Below are 26,915 nucleotides of genomic sequence, written 5' to 3'. Positions count from 1 at the left end.
AGAGTCTAAAGAGTCTAAAGAGTCTAAAGAGTCTAAAGAGTCTAAAGAGTCTAAAGAGTCTAAAGAGTCTAACAATAAGGGGTCGCTAAACCCAAGCTATGGAAATAGGACATAAGTTAAAAAAGCTTAGAGAAGCTAATAATCTCTCACAAAAACATGTTGCGTATTTTTTAGAAATTTCACAAAAAACGTGGTCTAATATAGAAAGTAATAAAAGCAAAATCGGCTTAGCACGATTGTCAAAATTTAGTCAACTGATGAATTATGATATTTTAGAACTTTTTATGGAGTTGGAAATCGTTACTATAGAAGCTATAAGAGATATTCAAAAAAATGCAGATGATGATAAAGAGTTAGTTGATAAAATGAATAGGCAGTTTACCGAAAGGCTTAAGGAAAAAGATGAAATGATTGCTTTGTTAAAAGAGAAAATTGAAAGGTTAAATGGAAATTTAAAATAGTATTTTTAACTGTATCATTCAATCAATCTCAACTCTATAAGCCAGTACTTCCAAATCCACCTGCACCACGTTTGGTTTCATCCAAAATTTCGACTTGTTCCCATTTGGCTTGGGTATATTGAGCAATGACAAGTTGAGCGATGCGTTCTCCGTCGTTCACGATAAAATCTTCATTTGAAAGATTGACTAGTATCACACCAATTTCACCACGATAATCAGCATCAATAGTACCAGGAGCGTTAAGTACTGTAATTCCTTTTTTAGCTGCTAAGCCACTACGAGGACGTACTTGTGCTTCGTATCCAACAGGTAACGCGATAAATAGTCCTGTTTTAATGATAATCCTTTCTAATGGTTTTAATGTGATAGGTGTATCTATATTAGCTCTTAAATCCATTCCTGCAGAAGCAGAAGTTTCGTAATTAGGTAAAGGGTGTTTTGATTTGTTAATAATTCTTACAGTCATTTTTTAAAATGGTTTTTATTTCTTTTTTTTCATTAATATATATAAAAGCAATAAACATTAAAACAAATAAAGTAGATATATAATAATTGTCTTTAAATTGGTAATATGATAGTATTGATAAGCCAAATGAAAGTATAATATATAATACTATTTTATTCATTTTATAGGGAACGCTATAATACTTTTTGCCATAAAAATAAGATATTAAAGTCATTCCACCATAGGCAATTAAAGTAGCCCAAGCAGAAGCCATAAACCCGTACATAGGAATGAATATTAAATTTAGAACAATGGTAATAGCCGCACCAAAAATAGAGAAATACATACCATATTTTGTTCTGTCAGTTAGTTTATACCAAACAGATAGGTTGTTGTAAACACCTAATAATAAATTGGCTAGTAAAATAATAGGAACAATAGCTAAGGCACCAAAATATTCATCGGCTATTATAAAGCTTGCTAAAAAGTCAATATAAACAACAACAAATAGCATAAAAAATGCTCCAATTATAGTAAACCATGTTAAAATTTTGGCATAGTTATCTTTTGCATTTGCTTTATCTGATTGATTAAAAAAGTAAGGTTCTGCACCTAATTTGAAGGCCGTAATATATAAAGTCATAAAAACGCCTAATTTATAACAGGCTGCATAAATACCCATTTGCTCTTTACCAATCATATCACCTAAAAGTAATTTATCTAAATTTTCATTGGTAGTATATGCCAAACTTCCTACCATTATAGGAATACCATATCCTAACATTTTTTTTAATATCTGTTTGTCAAAGTCAATACCAAATTTAAACATTGAGGGAAGTAACATTAAGAAAGTAACAAAGCTGGCAATTAAATTGGCTATAAAAATAAAAACTACCGTAGGTGTAGATTGGTAATAATTTACAATTGTAGTAGGTATTGAAATATTATTTTTTATAGCGTAAGGAATAAACCACAAAAAGAATAGATTGAAGAAAGCATAGATAATTATATTAGATATTCTATAAAACGCAAATTTAATTGGTCTGTTTGTTACCCTTAAGTAAGCATAAGGTATTACAACAAGTAAATCAAATGCGGTAACAAACGTTAATATTTTTAAATGTAGCGGATTTTCAAAACCTAGCAACTGAGCTAATTGATTATTAAAAGATAGTAAAACAACTAAAAATAAAATTGTTGATGTAATTAATGTTAAAAATGAAGTAGAAACTACTTTGCCTTTTTCTTTTTCTTTTGAGAAGAATCTAAAAAAAGCAGTTTCTAAACCAAAGGTTAAAAAAGCAATAAAGTAAGCTGCAAAAACAAAATACCAAGTGTTCTCAGCGAACTTATCTGTTTCAAGTTTTTCGGTATGAAGTTTTGTTAAAAGTATATTAATGGCCCTAGGTAAAACCGCAGCCACTCCATAAATAACAGTGTCTTTAAAAAATCGATGTAACGAACTCAAGTTTAATTTTTTATAGTAGTTACAAATATAAAAGAAAAACCCTCACCAGAAGGTAAGGGTTTTTATATTCTATTTAAGATATTGTAATTAAGCTTCTATTGGATCAATAGAAACGTAAGATCTATTATCTTTTTTCTTTGTAAATTTTACAATACCATCAACCTGAGCATGTAAAGTATGGTCTTTACCCATATATACATTTTCTCCTGGATGATGTTTAGTACCTCTTTGGCGAACAATTATATTACCCGCAACGGCACCTTGACCTCCAAAAATTTTAACGCCAAGTCGTTTCGATTCTGATTCTCTACCGTTCTTAGAACTACCTACACCTTTTTTATGTGCCATGATTTATAGTTTTAAATTGTTAAACATTTTTTGAGGTGCTATTATTCAATACCACCTTTGGTCTCATCTTGCCATTTTTTTAACTCATCCCATTTACCCTCAGCAGCCATTTTAGCTTGCTTTGGCCATGAACCAGGGTTTTTAGATGCATATCTAGATCCTGCACCTTCTAAGATAGCTTTTAATTCTTCTTGAGAAGCTTTAGCTAATTTAGCAAAAGTATCAATACCAGCCTCAACAAAAATATCTGCAATTTTAGGACCAATACCTTCTATTTTTTTTAGGTCATCAGCAGTTGCTACTTTTGCAGCTGCTTTTGGTTCAGCTTTTTTAGAAGTTTCCTTTTTTGGTTCTTCTTTTTTAGCTTTTTTCGCTCCACTTCCAACAATACTTTCAATCTGAATTTCAGATAAATATTGGCGGTGTCCGTTTTTTACTTTATAACCTTTTCTACGTTTTTTCTTAAAAACGATTACTTTGTCACCTTTAAGGTGTTTAAGGATTTTAGCAGTTACTGCTGCACCTTCTATAGCTGGGGCACCTACGGTTACTTTGCCATCATCTAGTAAAAGAACGTTATCAAAAGTCACTTTTGAACCTTCTTTATCTTGTAAACGATGTACAAAAACCTTCTGGTTTTTAGCAACTTTAAATTGCTGCCCTGCTATCTCTACAATTGCGTACATAAATTAATGTTTTTTATAAAACCCATTTAATTTGGGTTTGCTTGTTAAAAAATGAGTGCAAATATACTTCAATTTTAGAAATAATCAATATCTAAAGTGTAAAATTTGTTGTACGTATTAAATTTATAAATTGTTAGTCAAGAGATTAAACGCTTCATTAACTTAATTTTAAGATTATATTAGGTATTTTGCCTGTTTATTTTTACTAATTTTGCGGTATCTTAAACTGATAGAGATGAAAGTTTTAAAAACAGTTTTATTGCTCACGTTAACAAGTTTAGTTATTTCATGTGGTGTTGATTCCAAGAATAATGAGACTAAAACTTATGTAACTACTAAAACTTTTGAAGATTCTAATGGGCAAATTGAGAATGGGGATGGTGCTATTGCTTCAAAATTGACTAAAGTTGCATTAAAAATTGAGGGAATGACCTGTGAAATTGGCTGTGCTAGAACTATTCAGTCGAAGCTTTCTAAGGCAGATGGGGTTAAATTAGCAGAGATAAGTTTTGAAAAAAAATCTGGAATTGTAGAGTTTGATTCTAGTAAGATTACTGAGAATGAGATAGTTGAAATAGTTGAGGCAGTTGCAGGTGGTGATCTGTATGATGTAGTTGAAGTTCGAAAGACTGAATAAAAAAGTAAAAAAACCTTTGTTTACATGAAATATAATTAGTTATTTTGCGTTTCGTTAACGTATTAAAACTAAATTTAAAACAAATGAAATTAATTAAAGGATTATTAGCAATTGCTTTAGTAAGTTTAATTGCAGTTTCTTGTAAAGAAGCTAAAGACAAAGCTGGCGACACTATGGATAAAGTAGAAGAAGCAGCACAAGACGTAAAAGATACTGCTGAAGAAGCGGTTGAGGACGTAAAAGATACAGCTAATGAAGCAGTTGATTCTGTTAAAGCTAAAGCTGAAGATTTAAAAGAAGGTGCTGAGAACGTTGTAGAAGACGTTAAAGAGGGTGCTGAAAAAACTGTTGACGCAGTAAAAGAAAAAGCAAATGATGTTAAAGAAGCAGTTACTAACTAATTCTTAACATTAAAACTCTATAAAAAAAGGCTTCCAATTTGGAAGCCTTTTTTTTGTAAATTATTTTGTTGGTTCTTTTCTTAATGAAAAGTAAAAAAAGAATAGGCTAATGAAAAATAGTAAACCTATCAATTGATGCATAACGCCATAAAATAATGGTATGCCAGGGTTTATGTTTAAAACAATCAATACTCCTAATGTTAGTTGTACAAATATTAGAATTGTAATTATGTTTAACCATAATTTTGACAATCTAGAAGTTATTTTTCTATAGGTGTAATACAAATACACCGTAAAAAAAATTAGAAGATATGCTAATAAGCGGTGAATAAACTGTATTAATGCAGGGGCAAATATGAAGGTGTCGTAGTTGGTAAGGTTCATCCATTTCCAATTTTCTAATTGGTGAAGTACTTTTGGAATGAAATATCCATTCATATCTGGCCATGATTGATAATACAATCCTGCTTTCATACCAGCCATAAGTCCTGCAAAAATCATTTGAATATAGGTAACACCTATAAAAATTGGTATAATAATACCTGGTTTTTTTTCTGAATTGTTATTGAAATTATACACGTCGGCAATGGTTTTAACCATAAATACAATACTTGTTAATGCTAATATAAAATGCAAGGTTAGTTTGTAAGCGTTTACCCAAGGGCGGTCAACTAAGCCACTTTTTACCATAATCCATCCTGCGGAAGCAGTAAGTGCTGCAAATAGTACAACTAGAAATAGTCGTTTTATTAAATAAAAGTCAATTTTTTTTCTAATAACAAATATAATGAAGGGGATTAGAAAAATAAACCCTAGAATTCTCACCCATAGTCTGTGAAAATATTCCCAGAAATAAATGAATTTAAAGTCAGAAAGGTCAAAATGCGAGTTAATTTTATGGTATTGTGGGGTTTCTTTGTAAAGGTCAAAAGCTTCTTGCCATTGTTCTACATTTAAAGGCGGAATTGTTCCGCTAACTATATCCCATCGAGTTATCGAAAGTCCAGATCCAGTTAATCGAGTTATGCCACCAAGTACAACTTGTCCAATTAGCATAACCAAACCAATAATTAACCAAATTCTAATTGTTTTTGAGTATTTATAATTTGAAAGAGTCAATTTTAAAAATCTTTAAGTTACTATTGTTAATGGTATTTGTTAAATGTTGTTTTTTTAATTAGAGGGTACAAAGGTGTGTAAAAGTTATTTCCATTTTAATGTTTCTACAATGTGCTGAAGATCTTTTTCAATATATTTAACTGCAGGTAAAATTGAATCATAGTTGGGTTTTGCTTTAAAATATAAGGCTCCTGTTACAAAATGTTTAGTATTATCCGTCAAATGAAACTGTAGTGGTGAGGCAGCATTTCCAATAACTTCTCTTAAAGCACCATGTTTTTTAGAAGAAATATCTTCATAATTAGTAGATATAATGTTGTCTGCTTTTATTGTATGGTTGTAAGTCAGTTTTTCAGACTCTCGTAATAACTCGGCAAGATTGTTTTCTACGGGTCTGTAGGTAATATTAAGTGAAGCTTTTAGTTTTGGATATTTAATATTTACCCAGCATTTTTGGTTAAATTCAGCTTGAGCCAAATCAGATATTTCAAAATTATAAGGGCAGTCAGAGATTATTTCTTTATAAGTTGGAGGGCTGTATTCTAAACGTAAATAGGCCTTAGGTTTAGGTAATACTTCTTCAGAATTGCACGAGGTAAATAGTATAATAGCAATTATGGCTAGTGAAATGTTTTTAAGTAGTGGTAACATTTTGTGTATCAGGTTTTGTTACTTTTATTTGTTTTATACGTTTTTTTTCAATCACTTCTATTTTAAAAATATAGTCATTAAATAGTATTTGTTCATTTAATAGTGGAAACTTTTGATTTATTTCTAAAATAAAACCAGCTAACGTTTCGGCTTCACCTTTGTTTTCTTCAAATATAGACTCATCAATTTTTAATATTTTGTAGAAGTCTTTCAAGGCAATCTTACCTTCAAACACATAATTGTTTGCATCAATTTTAGAATAGCTTAAATCATTATCGTCAAATTCGTCACTAATATCACCAACAATTTCTTCAATAACATCTTCTAAAGTTACAATTCCAGAGGTACCTCCGTATTCATCAACAACAATGGCTAAATGATTTTTCATTTCCTGAAATTCCTTAAGTAAATCGTCTAATTTTTTATTTTCAGGAACAAAAAATGGTTCTCGGATTACTTTTTTCCAATTAAATGTTTTTTTATTAAGATGAGGTAATAAATCTTTAGAATATAACACTCCTATAATTTCGTCAATATTTTCGTGATATACTGGAATTCTAGAGTGTCCGTGTTTGATAATTTTAGCAACTACTTCAGAGAAGTTATCACTATCAGGTAAAGCAAATAAATCTGTTCTAGGGCACATTACATGAACAGTTTCAGTGTTGCCAAAAGTTACAATTCCTTGTAATATTTTTTGTTCTTGCTTTGAGGTACCTTCTTCAGTTGTTAATTCTAAAGCTTGAGATAGTGTTTCTACAGAAAAATCTGAATTTTTTTTACCTAACCTTCGTTCTATTATTCCTGTTAAATTTAAAAGTGGAATACTTAGAGGAGTAAGTAAAATACGTAAGGCATTTATAGGGTTTACCATAAAGGTGGCAAATTTCAGGGCATTTCTGTTGGCATATACTTTAGGTAGTACTTCACCAAATAATAAAATTAAAAAGGTGACTAAAATCACTTCCAGCCCAAAGCGTAGTAAAGCATTGGAAATATTGCTAAAGAGGTAATTGCCTAAGTAAGCAAAAAGCAAAACAATTAAAATATTGATAAAATTATTAGTAATTAAGATAGTTGCTAATAATTTTTTTGGTTGTTCTAATATGGAGGATACTAAGTTGTTTTTCTTTGAGTCTTCAGCATTGTTTAATTCTGTTTTTGATAAAGAAAAAAATGCAACTTCTGATCCAGAAATTAAAGCAGATATTATTAATAAAATAATAAGAGCAATCATTCCAGTGGCAAAAGACCAGTCTATAGTAATTAGTAAAAATAAACTCGAAGGTTCGGGATCCAAGATTATGCTGTTAAATTAAACTTAAAATGGTAAATCGTCGTCATTTTCTTGCGGAGCCTCATTAATTTGAGGTTTAATAGTTTGTTCTGCAGAAGATGCAGTGGGTGTACTTTTAGATTGGCTATCTATATCTTTTTTAGTCGTTAAAAAAGTCATTTCCAATGCATGAATTTCTGTAGTATATCGTTTAGAGCCGCTTTGATCATCCCATTGTCGGGTTTTGATTCTTCCTTCAACATATACTTTGTCGCCTTTACTTAAATATTTTTCACAAATTTCTGCTAACTTATTTCTAACGACAATGTTATGCCATTCGGTGGTAGTTACTCTTTCTCCTGTTTGTCTGTTTGTGTAAGTTTCATTTGTAGCTATAGGAAATCTTCCAATAGAATTACCTCCTTCAAAATAGTGCATTTTTACTTCATCACCTAAATGCCCAATTAACATTACTTTATTTAGTGTACCAGCCATTGTTTTAATAATTGTTGTCAAAGATAATGAAAATATAAATCTAATATAGTTAAAAATATTAAATTCAAAAGTTAAAAATAGACTTCTATAAAGTTGTTTATTAAAGTTGGTACTGGATATTTTTTCAAACGATCTAATGAAATGCTGTTTTTGTATTTCTTTTTCGTAGTTATTATCCAAAATTTAACTGATAAATGTTGGTGAGATAGCTTGTGTGTAATTGGTTTATGGTTAAATAATGAGATCTCACTCTTTTCAGTAATTATTTGTTGAAATTCATCCATTAGAATAAGTTCATTTATATCAATTTCTTGATGAGTTTCAATGAGAGGAAATTCGTATAGGTTTTCCCATATACCTTTACCTGTACGTTGATTTATTATAATATTGTTATTGGCATTTATAATTACTAAATAATTGAAAAATCTATTTTTAATAGTTAATTTTTTATGTTTTACGGGTAGTTTGTCAATTGTTTTGTTTGAAAAAGCTTTGCATGAATTTTGTAAAGGACAGGTATTACAATCAGGATTTTTTGGTTTACATTGAATAGCACCAAATTCCATTATTGCTTGATTGAATGTTGCGGGATTATTAATATCTAATAACTGTGTTGCTAATTTTTTAAAATATTTGATACCTTCGGGACTATTAATAGCTGTTTTAATTCCAAAATATCTCGCTAAAACTCTATAAACATTACCATCAACAACTGCACAAGGTTTATTGTAACTAATAGAAGCAATGGCTGAGGCTGTGTAATCTCCTACGCCTTTGAGTTTTAAAAGGTCTTTGTAGGTATTCGGAAACTTTCCATTTAATTCGTTTGTTATATATTTAGCAGAAAAATGAAGATTTCTTGCTCTTGAATAATAACCTAATCCCTGCCATAATTTAAGTATTTTTTCTTCGTCAGCGGTTGCTAAATCTTTTATGTCAGGAAAGGTGTTTACAAACTTATTATAATACGTTAACCCTTGATTTACTCTAGTTTGTTGTAGTATAATTTCTGATAACCATATGTGATAAGGATTGGTAGTTTTACGCCATGGTAAATCGCGTTTATTTTGTTCATACCAATTTATTAATATTTCTGAAAAAACCATAGTTTTAATAAAACACGCAAAATTAAGGATTTATACCTTTAAATTTTAACAGATAGGCTAGTTAAAATTGATTTATTGTTTTATCTTTGCCAGCCAAAAAATACACTTATAACAATAATAAAATAAATTTAGAATGACAAAAGCAGAGATTGTAGCCAATATTTCAGAAAAATCTGGTATTGAAAAGGTTGATGTATTAAGAGTAGTTGAAGATTTTATGAAAGAAGTAAAGGATTCACTAGAAAGCAATGAAAATGTTTATTTAAGAGGTTTTGGTAGTTTTATTATTAAGACTAGAGCAGAAAAAACAGGTAGAAACATTTCTAAAAATACAACTATAAAAATTCCAGCACACAACATTCCTTCTTTTAAGCCTGCTAAAGTATTTGTAGAAGGTGTTAAAAAAAATGTGCCAGTAAAATAAGTATTCACAATAAAACAGATATAGATTATGCCAAGCGGTAAAAAAAGAAAACGCAGTAAAATATCTACTCACAAGCGTAAAAAAAGAAGTAGACAAAACAGACACAAAAAGAAAAAATAGCTTAAGCTATTTTTTCTTTTTAGTAGTATCAAATCGTTCTTTGAAAAGAAATTTGCAAACACAAATTTCATCGGGTTAATAAAAAAACTCGTAAACATTTTTTTAATCAGTCTATACCTTATTAGGTATAGATACAAAACTTATACAGAGTGAAAACAGAATTAATAATTAGATCAACTTCCTCTGATATAGATTTTGCCTTATTAAAAGATGGTAGACTTAATGAGTTACATAAAGAAACAAATGACAATAATTTTAATGTTGGTGATATTTTTTTAGCTAAAATTAAAAAGACCTTGTCAGGTTTAAATGCGGCTTTTGTAAATGTAGGTAGTGAAAAAGATGCTTTTTTACATTATCATGATTTAGGACCGCAACTGTTATCTTTAACAAAGTACATTAAGTTAGTAAGCACGGGTAAACTAAAAGATTACACTTTAAAAGACTTCCATTTAGAAAAAGACATAAATAAAAATGGATCAATTGACCAAGTTGTAAAAGCTGGTCAAAATTTATTAGTACAAGTTGTTAAAGAGCCGATATCAACCAAAGGGCCTCGAATAAGTTCTGAACTTTCTATTGCTGGTAGATATTTGGTATTAGTACCTTTCTCAGATAGAGTTTCGGTATCTCAAAAAATATCGAACAAAAAAGAAAAAGAAAGGCTAAAACGACTTGCAAAAAGTATTAAACCCAAAGGCTTTGGCGTTATTTTAAGAACGGTTGCCGAGGGTATAAAAGTTGCTGAACTAGATAAAGATTTACAAAACTCTTTACAAAGATGGGTCAACTTAAGTAAACACTTGCCTAGAGCTCAAGCTCCAGCAAAAGTGCTGTCTGAATTAAATAGAGCTTCCTCTATTTTACGTGATATTTTTGATGATTCATTTACTAGTATTGTCACTGATGATGCTGAATTGTATGAAGAATTAAAACATTATTTAGAGCGTATTGCTCCTAAAAAAGTTTCTATAGTCAAATTATATAAAGCTAAATTGCCAATATTTGAAAAGTATGGTATAGAGAAACAAATAAAAACAGCATTCGGTAGGACAGTATCAATGCCAAAAGGAGCATATTTAGTTATTGAACATACTGAAGCATTGCATGTAATTGATGTAAATAGTGGTAATCGTTCAAATAAAGCCAATTCGCAAGCAGACACTGCACTAGAAGTAAATTTAATTGCAGCGACTGAAATAGCTCGACAGTTGCAATTGCGTGATATGGGAGGTATTATAGTAGTAGACTTTATAGATATGCATACAGCAAGTCATAGACAAAAGTTGTATGATCATTTAAAGAAAGAAATGAAGTCAAACAGAACTAAGCATAAAATTTTACCTCCTAGTAAATTTGGCTTAGTACAAATTACAAGGCAACGTGTAAGGCCTGAGATGGTCATTAAAACAAAAGAAGAAAATCCAAATAAAAATGGCGAAGTTGAGGCTCCCATAATTTTGGTAGATAAAATAGAAAATCATTTAGAACGGATTATTGATAAGTCTAAAAAAGGAATAACACTTCATACTCATTCCTTTGTAGAATCTTATCTTAAAAAGGGGGTGCCCTCGATTCAACAAAAATGGTTTTTTAAATATAAAAAGTGGATTAAAGTTATACCTAGAGATGCTTACCAATATCTTGAATATCATTTTTTTGATAAAGATGACAACGAGATAAAATAAGGTAGTATTATTATATCATAATAAACCTGCAAATTTAATTTGCAGGTTTTTTTTTGCCTAAATTTCATATTTCAAAGTAACTTTGTTTTGTTCATGCTAATTGGGACACATTTATTATGAAAAATAAAAAATTTTATACATTAGAAGAAGCCAAACGAAAGTTTGAAAGTTACTGTGTTTACCAAGAACGTTGTCATGCAGAAATTGAAAGTAAACTTTATGAAATGTATTTATCTTCTAAAGAGAAAGAAGAGGTTATATTACATTTGTTAGAACATGATTTTTTAAATGAAGAGCGTTTTTCAAAAAGTTATGCGAGAGGTAAGTTTTATATAAAAAAATGGGGCAAAGATAGAATTGTTAGGGAATTAAAACATAGAAAGATTACAAGTTATAACATAACAAAAGCTTTACTAGAAATTGATGAAGATGAGTATCTGGCTACATTTAATGAGCTAGCTGAAAAAAAGAATGCACAACTAACTGAAACAGATATTCAGAAAAGAAGAAAAAAATTGATAGATTATTTACGTTATCGTGGATGGGAAAGCCATCTTGTTTATGATAAAGTATTAGAATTGACCTCGTGATGTTTAAGGTAATCTAATTTCAGTTTTTAAAGGTTAAATACTGTACCAATACCAACAGTGAATTGATTGTGAATTTCTTGAGCAGGGGTCAAATCACCAGATTTATATTTGGCTATAGGAAAATTAACTTCAGTAAATACTCCAAAACCATCACTGAAAAAATAACGAGCACCAGCATGACCGCCAAAGTTCTTTAAACTAAAACTTAATCCTGGATAAAAATCAAAATTTTCATCTATATTTAATACAGAACCAATGTTGGCATTAAATCTAGCTTTTAAGTCAAATCGATTGTCAAATGAAGCATCTACTGATTCAGGTATGCCTAAAGCATAGGAAGATACTACGCCTACAGAAAAATTCTCACCTAATCCGTAATCATAAGTTACATTTATAGAAGTTGCATTATGTTGAAAATTAGCACCTACTTGAAACTTGCTATCTTCTTTGCCGGTAAAAGCTTGTGCATTAGTAAATAAAAAACTTAGTAAAAGACCAATAGTGAGTATGTTTTTCATGCGTAATATTTTTTCAGCAAATATATTACAAGTATTTCGTTTTTAGAATAGAAATTATCAAATACTTTATTTTAAATCTTTGGTTAATAGAGAGTCTTCCCTTTCTAACAAAATAGGAGCGTCATATTCTTTTAATTCTTCTTCTAATTCTTCTGTTTTTGTTAAATTATTGATTTTTGAGTTTAAGGCTGAAAAAGCATCTAAAATATTTTGAGTTTCTTCTTTTACTTCATCAGCTGTAATGCTGGGAATTGTAGACATATCAGCTAAACGCAACGCATAATTATGAATAACATTAATTCTAATAAGTACATCTGGTTGTTTAAACCTTTCTATTTTAATAGAATCTTTTAATTGTTTTGTGGTAGTAGATAGTTCTTTTGAAAGATTTAATACCTCATTAGGTGAACTGCTATAAAAATTATCTAATAAATTATCTAACTGTTTATATGCGACCCAATTCTCAACTTTTTTTTTGGCATTTGGTGTAAGTGTTTCTCCAATTGCTCTTATCGTTTTTTTATCTGTTTCGTTAATAGAATCTGTTACAACATCACTTTGTTTCATTATATCTCTTTTGGTATTTTTACAAGAGAATAAAAGTGTAACTAAAAATAAAAGGCTTAATGTTTTTATATAGTGTGTCATAATTACGAAAAGTCTATGCACAAAGTTAAATAAATTAGTAACCTACTGAAGAGAATGACATAAATATTTTATTAAATTTGCGACACTACCAAATTAGAAAATATGAATAATTCTACTATACTAGTTATTGGAGCTTGTGGACAGATAGGCTCTGAACTAGTACTTAAGTTACGCAATGTTTATGGAAATAATAAAGTTATTGCATCTGACATAAAAGAAGGGTATAATGAATTAATGCAAGGAGGTGTGTTTGAAATATTAGATGCAACCTATAAAAACTCCATTTTAAATATTATTAAAAAGCACAATGTTTCTGAAGTCTATTTAATGGCTGCTATGGTATCCGTTGTTGCCGAAAAATATCCACATAGAGCTTGGGATTTAAATATGAATAGTTTGATGTATGTGCTTGAGTTGGCTCAGGAAGGACATCTAAAAAAGGTATTTTGGCCAAGTTCTATAGCCGTATTTGGGAAAAGTACTCCGACAATAAACACACCACAAGTAACCATTTCTGAACCTTCTACAGTTTACGGCATCAGTAAATTGGCAGGAGAACGCTGGTGTGCATATTATAAAACAAAGTATGGTATTGATGTGAGAAGTGTTCGTTATCCTGGAATTATTAGCTGGAAAACACCTCCTGGAGGTGGTACTACAGATTATGCTGTAGAAATTTATCATAAAGCGTTAGAAGATGGAGCTTACGATTGCTTTTTATCAGAGGATACAAGATTACCTATGATGTATATGGATGATGCAATTGATGCTACTATAAATTTAATGGAAGCAGAAGTTCCTGAAGATTTTGTTTCTTATAACATTAGTGCAGTAAATTTTACACCAAAAGAAATAGCAGAATCTATAAAAAAACACATTGCAGATTTTAAAATAACTTACACACCTGATTTTAGACAGAAAATTGCTGATAGTTGGCCACAGAGTATTGATGACAGTCAGGCTATAAAGGATTGGGGTTGGAAACCTAAATTTGATTTGGAGAAAATGACTCAAGTAATGTTGCAGAATTTAAAGAATAATTAAGTTATTGTAATATTTGTAACAAAGCACCGACTAATTAAATCTTAAATTTGCTGGCTAAAAAAATAAACAGATAGATGAAAAATATTATAAAAAATAGTTTAGAAAACGCAATTACATATCAACAATATAGAGATTTGGTTGCAGGGCTTTTAAAAGAAGGTAAATCTACAGGTCCAAATCAATCAGAAGAGTTGCTTCATTATAGCAAATTGAATAACAGTAGAATGAAACGTTTGGATAAAACTTTTTCCGTTGCTGAAAGTACAGTTGAAGCTTTAAAAAGTGTTGCTGAAAAGTATGTATGGTTGGTGTTAGTAGAAGGGTGGTGTGGTGACGCTGCTCAAGTATTACCAATAATCAATAAAGTAGCAGAGGCTTCAGAAAATATTGAATTAAAAATTGTGTTGCGAGATGAAAATGAAGAATTAATGAATCAATTTTTAACCAATGGAGGTAAGTCAATTCCTAAATTAATAATGATAAATGCTGAAAGCTTAGAAGTGTCGGGTACTTTTGGTCCAAGACCAACAGTTGCAACTCAGATGGTAATGGAACAGAAAGAGAAATATGGTGTATTAGATGCTGCGTTTAAAGAAAAGTTGCAAAATTGGTATAATTTAGATAAAGGTAAATCTATAGAAAGCGACTTGTTAGAGTTGTTAAATGTAGGTCAGTTGGTCTAAAAATTATAAGAATGTTGCTTTTGTAAAATTATATAATTAGAGACTATATTTATACATAATTAAATTGCATGTGGTGGTTCATGCTTTATTGAGAACACCAAGTTCATAATGAATTTGGTGTTTTTTATTATTAAAAATTTATTTTTTGCTCTTTAAATAGGTTAATTATTCAATTCAGTTAAGAAAGAGTCTATACTGATAGCATTATTTACATTGAAGTTTCCAATTTTTGTACGTCTTAATTCAGACAAATGAGCCCCAGAGTTTAATGCTTTGCCAAAATCATATGCTAAAGAACGAATATAAGTACCTTTACTACAAACAACTCTAAATTCAATTTTTGGTAAGTTTATAGCTGTAATTTCAAATTCAGAGATATTTATATTTCGTAATTTAATTTCTGTGGTTTCTCCCGCTCTAGCAAGCTCATATAAACGTTTTCCATCTTTTTTTAAAGCAGAAAATAGTGGTGGTTTTTGTTGAATGTCTCCAATAAATTGTTGAGTTGCATTGAGAATTAATTCATCGGTTATGTGATCAATTTTAAAATGCTGATTAATTTCAGTTTCTAAGTCGTAAGAAGGTGTTGTAGCACCCACAGTAAAAGTTCCCGTATATTCTTTTACTTGAGCTTGAAATTCGTCAATTTTTTTTGTGAACTTTCCGGTACAAAGAATTAATAATCCTGTTGCTAAAGGGTCTAAAGTGCCAGCATGACCAACTTTAATTTTTTTTATATTAAAACGCTGTTTTATTGCCCATCGTAGTTTGTTTACAACTTGAAAGGAAGTCCACTTTAAGGGCTTATCAATCAGAATAACTTGTCCGTTTTTATAATCTTCTACAGTCATTGTTAAAAGAATAGAGCATAACCAATAGCAACTAATCCAACGATGGTGCAATAGATTGCAAAATATGAAAGTTTACTTTTTTTAACTAAAGAAATCATCCATGTACAAGCAAATAAACCTGAAATAAAGGCGGCAAAAAAACCTAAAGACATTTGTCCAAATTGTGCATTTTCAAAATTTACATCTCCACTCATGATGTCTTTAGCTACTTTTCCAAAAATTAATGGAACTACCATTAAGAATGAAAATCGAGCAGCTTTGGTACGATCAATACCTAATAAAACTGATGTAGAAATGGTTGCACCAGATCTAGAAATACCTGGTAACATAGCAATGGCTTGAGAAATTCCTATGATTAAAGCGTTAGTGTTGGAAACGTCTTTGGTTGTATTTTTTGCTCTATCTGCCAATAATAATAAAATGGCTGTAACCAAAAGCATACATCCTACAAGTAAAATTTTACCTCCAAAAAATGATTCTAATTGTTCTTCAAATAATAATCCTATAATTACTGCAGGAAACATAGAAATAATAATTTTTAATGAAAAAATCATCTCATCGTTCCATTTGAATTGAAATAATCCTTTAAAAATTTGAAATACTTCTGCTCTAAATACAATTAAAGTACTTAAAGCTGTAGCAAAATGTAAGATTACAGTAAAGGTTAAACTTTCTTCGGGTAAAGAATTGTCGCCAAATATAGCTTTAGCTAATTCTAAATGTCCACTTGAAGATACGGGTAAAAATTCTGTTAAGCCTTGAATTAGGCCTAAAATAATAGCTTCTATGTAACTCATGAATTATTTGTTGGGGTTGGCAAAAATAGCAAAAATTTCTATGGCTAAGCCAATAAGTACAAGAGTAGGAGCTAATCTAATTCTTTGAAAATTATAAATTTTTTCATTAAAAACCATTGGGTCATCGCTGCCACCACCAGCCATCAATATAAAGCCTATAGCAATTACTACTAGACCAACAACCATTATCATATAATTCTTCTTGCTAAAAAGAAATTCACTATTCGGTTTATTTTGGATATCTTTTTTATTCATCTTAATAATATAATTGATCTGTTCGTAAATTTAAAAACCGTTGTGTTGCAAAAAAAGCACTTATCCATGAAATTATAATTCCCATTAAAAAAATACTGATAAATAGAATAGCCAATAATTCTTTATTTTCTAAAAATCCAAATTCAGGAAAGTTAATATTTAAATAATACATAGCAATGGCTAATGCAACTAAAGCGACAAGTGCACCTAATGCACCCAGCTTAATACTACTCCAAACAAAAGGTTTTCTAATAAAACGTTTTGTGGCACCAACCAATTGCATAGTTTTTATTGTAAATCTTTTCGAGTAAACTGACAATCGAATAGAGTTATTAATTAAAAGCATTGCAATGAAGACAAATATACTACTAAAAACAAGTACCCAAAGACTGATGCGTTTTATGTTTTTAGTTAATAAGTCAATTAGAGGTTTATCATAAGAAACTTCATAAACAACTTCATTTTTTGCTAAATTCTTTTCAATTTCAGTCATTTTTTCAGGCGATACATAATCTGCTTTTATAAATAAATCATAAGCATTTTTTAAAGGATTGTAACCCAAAAACTCCATAAAGTCTTCACCATTTTCTTCAATTGCTATTTTTGCAGCTTCATCTTTTGAAATATAGGTGATAGATTTTGTATACGGCTCGCTCTCTAATAGAGTTTGTAAGTTTTTTACTTTTTGTTGATCAGCATTGTCTTTTAGAAAAATTGTAATTGAAGATTGCTCTTTAAAGTAATCCGAAACTTTTTTCGTATTTAAAACTAAAAGTCCAAACAATCCCAATAAAAATAATACAAATGCGATACTTAGTATTACAGAAAAATAGGAAGATTTTAGTCGCCTTTTTTGATATTTTTCAAAAGATGTACTCATTGATAAAAAATTAAATTTTCTGATGATAACTTTTTCTGTTACCCATTTATCACTTCTGTAATGAACTTTTTACAAAACCATTAAGAAGAAATAACTGTAGCTATTTGTTCTGTACGTGTTAGAAAATTGCGTCGCAATATACTTATTTTTGCTTAAATTGTAGGTGTAAATTGATTAAAAACCCATTCCAATTTTTTGTAGTAAATACCCTAATATTTTGTTTTGATACTCAAAGTTTAGCTTAATTTTTTATTAAATAAATAGTAAGTCTTACTATTTTTGAATAACTTATTTATTTAATAAGCAATATTGTAATATAAAATAACAGCTTAAAACAAAAGTTCAGTTTTATAACCTATTTTTGCATTATGGAAACAAATAGACAGAAAAAAATAGCCAGTGTTTTACAGAAAGATTTAGTGGATGTATTACAGCATGCAGCACGAGATGGAATGAAAGGCGTAATTATTTCGGTAACTAAAGTTAATGTAACTTCAGATTTATCTGATGCAAAAGTATATCTAAGTATTTTTCCTACTGATAAGGCTACAGAAATAATGGAAGGTGTAACATCTAATACTCCTTTAATTAGGCACGAATTGGCTCAGCGAACAAAAAATCAATTACGTCGTATGCCCAATCTTACTTTTTATTTAGACGATTCTTTAGACTATATAGAAAGTATAGATCAATCTTTAAAAGGAGATGTTGAAAATCCAATAAAAAATCCAAATATTTTATCAAAAAGACAAAAACGATAAATTGCAATTTCCTTTATACATAGCTAAACGATATTTATTATCTAAAAGTAGTAATAATGCAATAAATATTATTACTATAATAGCGGCTACTGGTGTTGTAGTGGGTACAATGGCTTTGTTTATAGTATTGTCTGTTTTTTCAGGATTAAAAGATTTTAGTTTAGATTTTATTAGAGTTTCAGATCCTGATTTAAAAGTAAGTGCCACTGAAGGGAAATCATTTTTTTTTAATGATTCAATTGCTTCTGTTTTAAATGATAATCGTATAAAGCATTATAGTAAAGTAGTAGAAGAAAGAGCCTTTTTTAGTTACAATGAAAAATCTCACATTGCAAGTATAAAAGGTGTTGATGATAACTATTTGTCAGTAAATAATATAGACACGGCGATTTATGTTGGTGATTGGTTAGATAAAGAAGCCATTAATACTGTAGTGATAGGCAATGGGGTTTCTGCCATACTATCACTTGGTACATATGATTACTCAGAGTCTCTAAAAGTTTCAGTTCCAAAACCAGGTAAGGGATATGTGACTAATCCTAAAACAGCATTTAATACACTTAATTTTCAGGCTGTTGGAGTTTTTAGATTAACCGAAGAGTTGGATCGAAATTATGTGTTTGCTCACTTAACTATGGTACAAAGTTTGCTAGATTATAAACCGAATCAAATTTCGGCAATAGAATTAAAATTGGCAGAGAATGTAAATAGAAGTCAAGTTATTGAAGTGCTACAGCAAAAACTAGGAAATAAGTTTAAAATAGAAACTAGAGAGCAACTGAATGCTGTTTTTCACAAAATGTTAAATACTGAAAATTTAGTTTCATATTTAATTTTTACACTAATATTGATTATTGCTTTATTTAATGTTATTGGGGCAATAGTAATGATGATTTTAGATAAACGTGAAAATTTGAAAACGTTGTTTAACTTAGGAGCAAGCTTAAAAGAAATAAAAAAAATATTTATTTTTCAAGGATTTTTACTTTCGTTGTTTGGTTTAGTTTTGGGGTTAGTTTTAGCCATAACTTTTGTGTTGTTGCAAAATTATTTTGGTTTAATAATGATTAATGCTTCATTAGCTTACCCAGTAAAATTTACATTATTTAATGTAGTAGTTGTGTTTTTTACAATTCTTTCCTTAGGATATCTGGCAGCATTAATTGCAAGTTCGAGAATATCTAAAAAACTATTAGCTGATTATGGTTAATGTTATTTAAAGGGAGTTGTTACGTCTAAACCTATACAAATCTGTTATTTATTAATTAAAAAACTAAATTGTGGTAATACGTCAATCAGAAGATTTAAAATATAATTCGTTTCCATTACAACTTCAGGTAAGTTTTGAAAAGGTATATTTGTTTTATAAAAAATATGTTAGAAATAAAAAACATCCTTACCATAAGTCTGCCAAGTTTTTAGTTGAATATTTAGATAACTACCCTGAGCTAATTAATGGTTTTACTGATGAGGCTTTATTGCTTAAATATAAAGATCAAATAGATTTATTGTTGGAAGGATTGTTTCCTGAGATACTTACCAATAATGAGATTAAAGCAGCGAGTATTCCTTTTTCGTTTACCTCATTTAAATTTTCAAATAGGTTTAAAAATATAATACAAAATGCTGGTGAAGATTATAAGTTTATAATTCGAAATTTTCACGAAAATGAACTTTATATTCATGGTTGTGTAATGATTTTATCTTACTGCTATGGATATAATATAGATCTTAAACGTCCTTTCTTTTTTGACATTCCAGATAAAGAGTTAGGGGTTACAAAACACTTTAGAGTTGCTCTCAATGGTGATTTTTCAGATATAATACCTACTGAAAATGCTCCTAAAATTACCGATGAAGATTATAAGTTGTTGTTAGATAATTATGATAATATAGATGTTTGGAAAGAAAAATTTCCTCCTAATAGCTATATTTTTAAAGGGTTTGTATTAGTAAATCTTTTTGATGTAACTCCAGATGAAATTTTATCTTCATTAACCAGAAATTTATTAAAACAAGATGATAATCTTATAGCTGATGTAAGAGAAAATTTAAGTGTTTTTTATAACATTAAAGATTTAAAACTTGGGTTCTCTATTTTGGATACAGTAAACATGAAGTTTTGCGATGCTAAAATTAGAAAATCCGATAGTTTAATAATAAATAACCAAGCTGTTATTGATTGTGAAAATTACTTTTGTACTGATGTTTTAAATTCTGTTTTTAACAAAAATGAAATAGTTACAATTTCTGATGTTGAAAAATATGGCAGATTAACTAGAAAAAATGATTTTTATAAAGATTTGAAAGCTAATGGTATTGGTAGTGTTATACTTATTCCAATACGTGTTACTAATGGTAATGATCTGGCTTTGTTAGAGATAGCGTCTCAAAGGCCTTATGAATTAAATTCTATTAATCAAAACAAATTAAAAGATATAATTCCAGTTTTTAAAGCTGCCTTAAAACGCTCTTCAGAAGATCATAAAAATATATTAGAAGCTACAATTCAAGAAAATTATACTTCTATACATCCAACTGTAAAATGGCGTTTTATAGAGGCTGCTGAAAAATATTATAGAGATGGATTTAAAGGCGTAGAGAATAGGAAATTAGATGAAATTGTCTTTGAAAATGTATATCCTCTTTATGGACAGTCAGATATAAAGGGTTCTTCTTTTGCTAGAAATATAGCCATAAAGAATGATTTGGTAGTTCAATTGAATTTGGCAGTTGATGTTTTAAACGATGCATGTAAAGTTGAAAAATTACCCATTTATGAAGAGTTGATGTTTCGTGTTAAAGATTATTTACAGAAGGTTAAAAATGGGCTTCATGCAGGGGACGAAGTTGGGATACTTGACTTTTTAAAATCAGAAATTTATCCTGTTTTTGAGCATATTAAATCAATTAATGCTGCACTAAAAAAATCAGTTGAAGTTTACATGAATAGGTTGGATCCTAATTTACATGTAGTATATGAAGAACGTAAAGCATACGAACAAAGTGTTACTAAGTTGAATCAAAAATTAGCCGATTATCTTGATAAAAAGCAAGAAGAAGCTCAGGAAATGTTTCCTCATTATTTTGAGCGTTACAAAACTGATGGTGTTGAACATAATATGTACATCGGACAATCTTTGGTGAAAAACAAAAACTTCAATCCGTTATATTTACAAAATCTTAGACTTTGGCAATTGAAAGTAATGGTAGAGATGGAAAATATTGCCAATCAACTTAATAAAACAAATGAAACCAATTTAGAAATAGCTTCGCTTATTCTTGTTCATAGCAATCCATTATCTATAAAATTTAGAATGGATGAAAAGCAATTTGATGTTGATGGAGCTTATAATATTCGGTACGAGATCATTAAAAAAAGGATCGATAAAGCACATATATTGGGTACAAAAGAACGTTTAACAGTACCAGGAAAAATTGCCATAATATATTCGCAAGATAAAGATGCTAATGAGTATTTAATGTATATAAAATACTTACAATCAAAAAACTATTTAGGTGAAATTGAAAATTTAGAATTAGAAGATTTTCAAGGAGTTTCTGGTTTAAAAGCTTTACGTATTGAGGTGGTTTATAGAAAAAATTTCCAAGAAAAATCTACACTTACAATAGACCAATTAATACAAGACTTAAAAGCAAATTAATAAATGACAATAGTACAAAAAGTTGAAAGTTATGTAGTTTCTCAACTCACTGAACATTTACCTGATAATTGTATTTATCATAACTTAGGACACACACGAAGGGTTGTTAATTTTGTTAGAGAATTATCCGAATTTGAAGAGGTATCAGAAGAGGATAAACAAATTTTAGAGATAGCTGCCTGGTTCCATGATATTGGTTTTGTTAAAAGTAATGAAAATCATGAAACATTAGGGGTTCAGATAGCTAGAGAATTTTTACAAGAACAGAACATTTCTAAGTCTATTATTGATAAAGTTGTTCATCTAATTTTATTTACAACAAAAAATACAGAACCAAATACCTTGTTAGAAAAGATTATTCTTGATGCTGATTGTGGGCATTTAGGTAATAGTGGTTATTCTGAATTAAATGAACTACTTCGTGAGGAATGGGAGCAAAAGGGATTGTTTACTTTTTCAGATGCAGAGTGGACTCAAGAAAATATTAACTTTTTAACCAATCATCAATTTTATACCGATTATGCATTTTCTAATTGGCAAATGGGTAAAGATCAAAATTTAGCCAAGCTATATAAATTGCAAAAAAAACAAAAACTAAACGAAGAGAAGAATATAATAAAAAAAGCGGAATTAAAATTAAAGCAGAAAAAGGCAAGTATTCCTGAGCGTGGAATAGAAACGATGTTTAGAGTTACGCTTAGAAATCATATTGATTTGAGTAATATAGCAGATACTAAAGCCAATATATTGTTATCGGTAAATGCAATTATTATATCTATGTCTTTGTCAAATTTAATACCAAAATTGGACAGTCCTTCCAATGAGTTTTTAATTATACCAACTGCAATTTTTGTTGCCTTTAGTTTGTTATCTATGGGATTGTCAGTATTGGCCACTAGGCCAAATGTTACTAGTGGAAAGTTTACCAAAAAAGATGTTGAAGAGCAAAAAGTAAACTTATTATTTTTTGGTAATTTTCATAAAGTAAAATTAGAAGATTTTGAATGGGCTATGGGAGAAATGATGAACGACAGAGATTATTTATATTCTTCAATGAAAAAAGACCTTTATTATTTAGGATTAGTACTACATAAAAAATATAAAATTTTAAGAATTACATACACTATATTTCTAATTGGTATTGCTTTATCTGTAATCGCTTTTGCAATTTCATTTCAACTAGCTAATCTTGGCTAATGATTCAAAATTGAAACTATGCGTTATTTTTACAAATATTCACTTGTACTAACAGTTATATTCCTCTTAAATGCTTGTGCAACTTATAAAACTCAACTAAAAAAAGGAGTATCTAGTATAGCTCTCCCTAATAAAGAAATTGAGCATACTTTTTATTTAATTGGAGATGCTGGTAACTCTAAAATAGGTGCTTCTACAATAGCATTACAATTGTTTAAAAAGCAACTTTCAAAAGCATCGAAAAACAGTACTGCTATTTTTTTAGGAGATAACGTATATCCGAAAGGATTTGTAGCAGAACAACATAAAAACAGAGCTTTTGCAGAGCATCAATTAATTGTTCAAACAGATGCAGTAAAAGATTTTAAAGGACAGGTAATTTTTATTCCTGGAAATCACGATTGGTATTCCGGTATAAAAGGATTGCATGCCCAAGAAGAGTATATAGAAAATATTATAGGAGATGGTTCTTTTTTACCAGAAAAAGGATGTCCGATAGATAAAGTTCATGTTTCTGATGATGTTGAGTTGATAATTATTGATAGTGAATGGTATTTAACAGATTGGGACAAGCACCCTACAGTAAACGACGATTGCGAAATTAGAACACGAGAAAGGTTTTATGAAGAATTTGAAAGTTTGGTAAAAAAAGCTAGAGGTAAAACTACCCTAATAGCTATACATCACCCAATGTTTACCAATGGACCACACGGAGGGCAATATTCATTTACATCTCATTTAAAACCAATACCTATTTTAGGAAGTTTAAAAAATGTGATTCGAAAAACTAGTGGAATTTCGCCGGCTGATATTCAAAATAGTGATTATAATACAATGATTAAAAGGTTGGTTACATTGGCAAGAGAAAACGACAAAGTTATTTTTGTTTCTGGTCATGAACATAATTTGCAATATCTAAAAAGAGATAATATTGCTCAGATAATTAGTGGTTCTGGTTCAAAAAACACTCCAACTCGAAACATATCTGCAGAATTTACTTCAAGTGAACCTGGTTTTGCCATATTAGATGTGTATAAAGATGGGTCTTCTTATGTAAGATTTATTTCTGCAAAAACCAATGAAATACTATTCCAATCAGAGGTTTTAAAAGCAAAACAAAAAAAAGAAATTTCTTTTTCAGAAAGTTTTCCTGACTCTGTTAAAGCTTCTATATATAAAAAAAATGAAATAGATAAATCCAAATTGTTTAAATTTATATGGGGCGAGCGTTATCGCAATTATTATGGAGTAAAAGTTAAGGCTCCAACGGTAAGGCTAGATACCTTGTTTGGAGGTTTAATTCCTTTAAGAAAAGGGGGAGGAAATCAAACAACTTCTTTGCGTTTAATAAATAAAGAAGGGAGACAATATGTAATGCGAAATCTGCGTAAAAATGCCGAAGTGTATTTACAAGCAATGGCATTTAAAGAACAATATGTAATGGGAGATTTTGAAAATACTGTTACAGAAAGTGTATTATTAGATTTTTATACAGGAGCTCATCCTTATGCATTACTTACTATAAGTGTTATGTCAGATGCTCTTAATATTTTTCATACCAATCCTGCATTATATTACGTGCCAAAACAACATGCCTTAGGTGCGTATAATGACGAATTTGGAGATGAGTTGTATGTAATCGAAGAGCATGTCGGAGATAGTCAAACTAATGTTAAAAGTTTTGGATATACCAACAAAATAGAAAGTACAGATGATTTAGTAAAAAAGCTAAGAAAAGATGAAAAGTATGTTGTAGATGAAGCTTCGTATTTAAGAGCCAGATTGTTTGATATTGTTATAGGAGATTGGGATAGGCATCAAGATCAATGGCGATGGGCTGAGTTTAAAGATGAAGACAATGACAACGTAAATTTTAAACCTATACCAAGGGATAGAGATCAAGTTTTTTCCGTTATGGGGGATGGTGCTTTTATGGAAATAGCTACTAGAATTATACCTCCATTAAAACATATGGAAGGTTTTTCTGAAGAAATTAGAAATATTAAAGGGTTTAATTTAAATCCTTTTCCTTTAGATATGATTATTCTTAATAGAACTTCTAAAGAAGAATGGAAAAAACAAGTTGAATATATTCAAAATAAATTAACTCCAGAAGTTGTAGATAAGGCATTAAAAAAATTACCAAAAGAAGTTCAAGATGATAGAGTTGCGGAGATTAAAAATAAATTATTAGCAAGAATAAATAATCTTCACAACACAGCAGATGATTATTATAAGGTGATTAATAAAGTTGCTATTATTAGAGGTACAGATAAAGATGATTGGTTTGATATTGAGAGGTTGCCTGAAGGTGAAACAAAGGTAACTGCATATAGAATAAAAAAAGGGGAAAAAGCAGATGTTTTCCATCAAAAAACTTATCAAAAAGAGGATACAAAAGAAATTTGGATCTATGGTTTAGATGATGATGATGTTTTTAAAATTTATGGAGTTGGAAATAACTTTATAAAAACTAGAATCATTGGAGGTCAGAATAATGATACATATGTTGTAGAAAACGGAAAAAAAGTTAAAATTTATGACTATAAGTCCAAAAAAAATAAGTTTATTACTAATAAAGGAAGAGTTAAGTTAACCGATGATTATGATACAAATGTTTATGATTATTCCAAAATAAAAAACAATACCAATCAATTTTTGCCTACAGTAGGTTATAACCCTGATGATGGAGTTAAACTTGGTGTACAAAATACGTTTACTAAGTACGGTCTTGAACGTAATCCATTTACTGCTAGCCACGTTGTTTCAGGGGCTTATTATTTTGCCACTGCTGGTTTTGAACTTAATTATAATGGAGAGTTTGCAAATGTTTTAGGAGATTGGAATTTAGTACTAGATTCTCGTTTTACAAGTCCTAATTACAGTGTCAATTTCTTCAATTTTGGTAATGAATCTAAAAATCCTAATTATTTGAATGACAATTCTTTCAATAAGAATTACAATAGGGTAAAGATAAGCAGTATGTCGTTTAATCCATCTTTGGTTAAAACAGGTACTTATGGTACTAAGTTTTCTATTGGAACAAGTATTGAGTCAATAGAGGTTGAAGAAACAACAGGTAGATTTATTAATGTTTTTTATGATGAAACAGAAATCGAAAATACTAATTATTTTTTAGGAGTAGATACAGAATTTAGTTATAAAAATCAAGATAATAAGGCTTTTCCAACGATGGGAATGCAATTGAGTATACAAGGAGGTTACAAAACTAGTTTAGAAAAATCTACCGGATTTGGTTATTTAAAACCATCATTAAGTTTTAATTATCAGTTAGTGCCTTCAGGTCAATTGGTATTGGCAACAAAATTTAAAGGAAGTATTATTTTTGGTGATAATTTTGAATTTTACCAAGCTTCTTCAATTGGAGGTACTGATGGGTTAAGAGGATATAGAAACCAGCGTTTTACAGGGAAATCATCATTTTATCAAAGTACAGATGTACGATTAAACCTAAGAAAAGTTAGAACTAAATTTTTACCGTTATACCTTGGTGTTTATGGAGGTTTTGATTATGGTAGAGTATGGTTAGATGATGAAGAATCTGAAAAATGGCATAATTCTTATGGTGGCGGAATTTTTGCTAATGCTTCAGATGTTGTAACTTTACAAGTATCTTTATTTACAGCAACAGAACGCATTCGTTTTGCATTTGGAGTTGGCTTTACGTTTTAAATTTTCAG

The 26,915-nt window shown here is 29.6% G+C and carries 28 protein-coding genes; 13 read left to right on the top strand and 15 right to left on the bottom strand.

Annotated features, from left to right (window positions below):
* Nucleotides 1-98 precede the first annotated feature (98 nt).
* Nucleotides 99-461 carry a helix-turn-helix domain-containing protein gene (locus tag EGM88_RS08310; RefSeq protein ID WP_123897509.1) on the top strand — a complete coding sequence of 121 codons (363 nt, stop codon included), beginning with the start codon at nt 99-101 and terminating at the stop codon, nt 459-461.
* 34 nt (nt 462-495) lie between these two features.
* Here the strand turns inward: EGM88_RS08310 and dut are convergent, their stop codons facing one another.
* The 4 genes from dut to rplU all read right to left on the bottom strand — a co-directional run bounded on the left by dut (nt 496) and on the right by rplU (nt 3,408).
* Nucleotides 496-927, bottom strand: a complete 432-nt coding sequence (gene dut, locus EGM88_RS08305; protein WP_123897508.1) for a dUTP diphosphatase — start codon at nt 925-927, stop codon at nt 496-498.
* Nucleotides 908-2,374 carry an oligosaccharide flippase family protein gene (locus EGM88_RS08300; protein WP_123897507.1) on the bottom strand — a complete coding sequence of 489 codons (1,467 nt, stop codon included), beginning with the start codon at nt 2,372-2,374 and terminating at the stop codon, nt 908-910. Before EGM88_RS08300 ends, dut begins: the two co-directional genes overlap by 20 nt.
* A gap of 87 nt (nt 2,375-2,461) precedes the next feature.
* Nucleotides 2,462-2,722, bottom strand: coding sequence for a 50S ribosomal protein L27 (gene rpmA / locus EGM88_RS08295; protein ID WP_123897506.1), 261 nt, complete (start codon nt 2,720-2,722; stop codon nt 2,462-2,464).
* A gap of 41 nt (nt 2,723-2,763) precedes the next feature.
* Nucleotides 2,764-3,408: a 50S ribosomal protein L21 gene (gene rplU, locus EGM88_RS08290; protein WP_123897505.1), complete on the bottom strand. Its 645-nt coding sequence runs from the start codon at nt 3,406-3,408 to the stop codon at nt 2,764-2,766.
* Nucleotides 3,409-3,667: 259 nt separating this feature from the next.
* On the opposite strand from rplU, the gene EGM88_RS08285 reads away from it, so the two are divergent.
* Together EGM88_RS08285 and EGM88_RS08280 are read left to right on the top strand one after the other, a co-directional pair.
* Nucleotides 3,668-4,045 (top strand): heavy-metal-associated domain-containing protein, encoded by a 378-nt coding sequence (locus EGM88_RS08285; RefSeq protein WP_162497557.1) that lies wholly within the window; start codon nt 3,668-3,670, stop codon nt 4,043-4,045.
* Between the two features lie 83 nt (nt 4,046-4,128).
* Nucleotides 4,129-4,446 carry a YtxH domain-containing protein gene (locus EGM88_RS08280; RefSeq protein WP_123897503.1) on the top strand — a complete coding sequence of 106 codons (318 nt, stop codon included), beginning with the start codon at nt 4,129-4,131 and terminating at the stop codon, nt 4,444-4,446.
* A gap of 60 nt (nt 4,447-4,506) precedes the next feature.
* On the opposite strand, the gene EGM88_RS08275 is transcribed toward EGM88_RS08280, so the two are convergent.
* The 5 genes from EGM88_RS08275 to mutY all read right to left on the bottom strand — a co-directional run bounded on the left by EGM88_RS08275 (nt 4,507) and on the right by mutY (nt 9,093).
* Nucleotides 4,507-5,565, bottom strand: a complete 1,059-nt coding sequence (locus EGM88_RS08275; RefSeq protein WP_123897502.1) for a COX15/CtaA family protein — start codon at nt 5,563-5,565, stop codon at nt 4,507-4,509.
* A gap of 84 nt (nt 5,566-5,649) precedes the next feature.
* A complete protein-coding gene (gene gldD / locus EGM88_RS08270) occupies nt 5,650-6,216 on the bottom strand; it encodes a gliding motility lipoprotein GldD (protein ID WP_123897501.1) in 567 nt (188 codons plus the stop codon).
* Nucleotides 6,200-7,516, bottom strand: a complete 1,317-nt coding sequence (gene gldE, locus EGM88_RS08265; RefSeq protein ID WP_123897500.1) for a gliding motility-associated protein GldE — start codon at nt 7,514-7,516, stop codon at nt 6,200-6,202. The genes gldD and gldE overlap by 17 nt, the downstream gene beginning before the upstream one ends.
* 21 nt (nt 7,517-7,537) lie before the next feature.
* Nucleotides 7,538-7,987, bottom strand: a complete 450-nt coding sequence (locus EGM88_RS08260; protein WP_123897499.1) for a single-stranded DNA-binding protein — start codon at nt 7,985-7,987, stop codon at nt 7,538-7,540.
* Nucleotides 7,988-8,058: 71 nt separating this feature from the next.
* The gene (mutY, locus tag EGM88_RS08255; RefSeq protein ID WP_123897498.1) at nt 8,059-9,093 is read right to left on the bottom strand and encodes an A/G-specific adenine glycosylase; all 1,035 of its coding nucleotides are present in this window, start codon (nt 9,091-9,093) and stop codon (nt 8,059-8,061) included.
* Between the two features lie 133 nt (nt 9,094-9,226).
* Here mutY and EGM88_RS08250 point away from each other — a divergent pair, with 133 nt between their 5' ends.
* From EGM88_RS08250 to EGM88_RS08240, 3 genes are all read left to right on the top strand, one after another.
* Entirely contained in the window at nt 9,227-9,517 is a 291-nt protein-coding gene (locus tag EGM88_RS08250; RefSeq protein WP_123897497.1) for an HU family DNA-binding protein, read from the top strand.
* Nucleotides 9,518-9,786: 269 nt separating this feature from the next.
* On the top strand, nt 9,787-11,325 hold the full coding sequence (locus EGM88_RS08245; protein ID WP_123897496.1) for an Rne/Rng family ribonuclease: 1,539 nt from the start codon (nt 9,787-9,789) through the stop codon (nt 11,323-11,325).
* A 116-nt stretch (nt 11,326-11,441) separates the two neighbouring features.
* Nucleotides 11,442-11,915 (top strand): regulatory protein RecX, encoded by a 474-nt coding sequence (locus tag EGM88_RS08240; RefSeq protein ID WP_123897495.1) that lies wholly within the window; start codon nt 11,442-11,444, stop codon nt 11,913-11,915.
* A gap of 26 nt (nt 11,916-11,941) precedes the next feature.
* Here the strand turns inward: EGM88_RS08240 and EGM88_RS08235 are convergent, their stop codons facing one another.
* Together EGM88_RS08235 and EGM88_RS08230 are read right to left on the bottom strand one after the other, a co-directional pair.
* Entirely contained in the window at nt 11,942-12,433 is a 492-nt protein-coding gene (locus EGM88_RS08235; protein WP_123897494.1) for a DUF6646 family protein, read from the bottom strand.
* Nucleotides 12,434-12,499: 66 nt separating this feature from the next.
* Nucleotides 12,500-13,000 (bottom strand): hypothetical protein, encoded by a 501-nt coding sequence (locus EGM88_RS08230; RefSeq protein WP_123897493.1) that lies wholly within the window; start codon nt 12,998-13,000, stop codon nt 12,500-12,502.
* Nucleotides 13,001-13,183: 183 nt separating this feature from the next.
* Here EGM88_RS08230 and EGM88_RS08225 point away from each other — a divergent pair, with 183 nt between their 5' ends.
* A complete protein-coding gene (locus EGM88_RS08225) occupies nt 13,184-14,125 on the top strand; it encodes an NAD-dependent epimerase/dehydratase family protein (protein WP_123897492.1) in 942 nt (313 codons plus the stop codon).
* Nucleotides 14,126-14,199: 74 nt separating this feature from the next.
* Nucleotides 14,200-14,808 (top strand): thioredoxin family protein, encoded by a 609-nt coding sequence (locus EGM88_RS08220; RefSeq protein WP_123897491.1) that lies wholly within the window; start codon nt 14,200-14,202, stop codon nt 14,806-14,808.
* A 161-nt stretch (nt 14,809-14,969) separates the two neighbouring features.
* On the opposite strand, the gene truB is transcribed toward EGM88_RS08220, so the two are convergent.
* The 4 genes from truB to EGM88_RS08200 are packed head-to-tail and all read right to left on the bottom strand — an operon-like array spanning nt 14,970 to nt 17,591.
* Nucleotides 14,970-15,659, bottom strand: a complete 690-nt coding sequence (truB, locus tag EGM88_RS08215; RefSeq protein WP_123897490.1) for a tRNA pseudouridine(55) synthase TruB — start codon at nt 15,657-15,659, stop codon at nt 14,970-14,972.
* Nucleotides 15,660-15,661: 2 nt separating this feature from the next.
* A complete protein-coding gene (locus EGM88_RS08210) occupies nt 15,662-16,456 on the bottom strand; it encodes an undecaprenyl-diphosphate phosphatase (protein ID WP_123897489.1) in 795 nt (264 codons plus the stop codon).
* A 3-nt stretch (nt 16,457-16,459) separates the two neighbouring features.
* Nucleotides 16,460-16,711, bottom strand: coding sequence for a DUF3098 domain-containing protein (locus EGM88_RS08205; protein WP_123897488.1), 252 nt, complete (start codon nt 16,709-16,711; stop codon nt 16,460-16,462).
* Between the two features lies 1 nt (nt 16,712).
* Nucleotides 16,713-17,591, bottom strand: a complete 879-nt coding sequence (locus EGM88_RS08200; protein ID WP_123897487.1) for a cell division protein FtsX — start codon at nt 17,589-17,591, stop codon at nt 16,713-16,715.
* Nucleotides 17,592-17,959: 368 nt separating this feature from the next.
* Between EGM88_RS08200 and rbfA the strand changes: the two genes are divergently transcribed.
* From rbfA to EGM88_RS08175, 5 genes are all read left to right on the top strand, one after another.
* On the top strand, nt 17,960-18,352 hold the full coding sequence (gene rbfA / locus EGM88_RS08195) for a 30S ribosome-binding factor RbfA (RefSeq protein WP_123897486.1): 393 nt from the start codon (nt 17,960-17,962) through the stop codon (nt 18,350-18,352).
* Between the two features lies 1 nt (nt 18,353).
* Entirely contained in the window at nt 18,354-19,562 is a 1,209-nt protein-coding gene (locus EGM88_RS08190) for an ABC transporter permease (protein WP_123897485.1), read from the top strand.
* Nucleotides 19,563-19,632: 70 nt separating this feature from the next.
* Nucleotides 19,633-22,017, top strand: coding sequence for a GAF domain-containing protein (locus EGM88_RS08185; RefSeq protein WP_238988411.1), 2,385 nt, complete (start codon nt 19,633-19,635; stop codon nt 22,015-22,017).
* A gap of 3 nt (nt 22,018-22,020) precedes the next feature.
* Nucleotides 22,021-23,214, top strand: a complete 1,194-nt coding sequence (locus EGM88_RS08180; RefSeq protein WP_123897484.1) for a Pycsar system effector family protein — start codon at nt 22,021-22,023, stop codon at nt 23,212-23,214.
* A gap of 18 nt (nt 23,215-23,232) precedes the next feature.
* The gene (locus EGM88_RS08175) at nt 23,233-26,907 is read left to right on the top strand and encodes a metallophosphoesterase (protein WP_123897483.1); all 3,675 of its coding nucleotides are present in this window, start codon (nt 23,233-23,235) and stop codon (nt 26,905-26,907) included.
* Nucleotides 26,908-26,915 lie beyond the last annotated feature (8 nt).

It is taken from the genome of Aureibaculum marinum, assembly GCF_003813905.1.
Taxonomy (GTDB): domain Bacteria; phylum Bacteroidota; class Bacteroidia; order Flavobacteriales; family Flavobacteriaceae; genus Aureibaculum; species Aureibaculum marinum.
The sequence above is the reverse complement of the archived record's forward strand: the minus strand, read 5'-3'. Positions and strand labels throughout refer to the sequence as shown.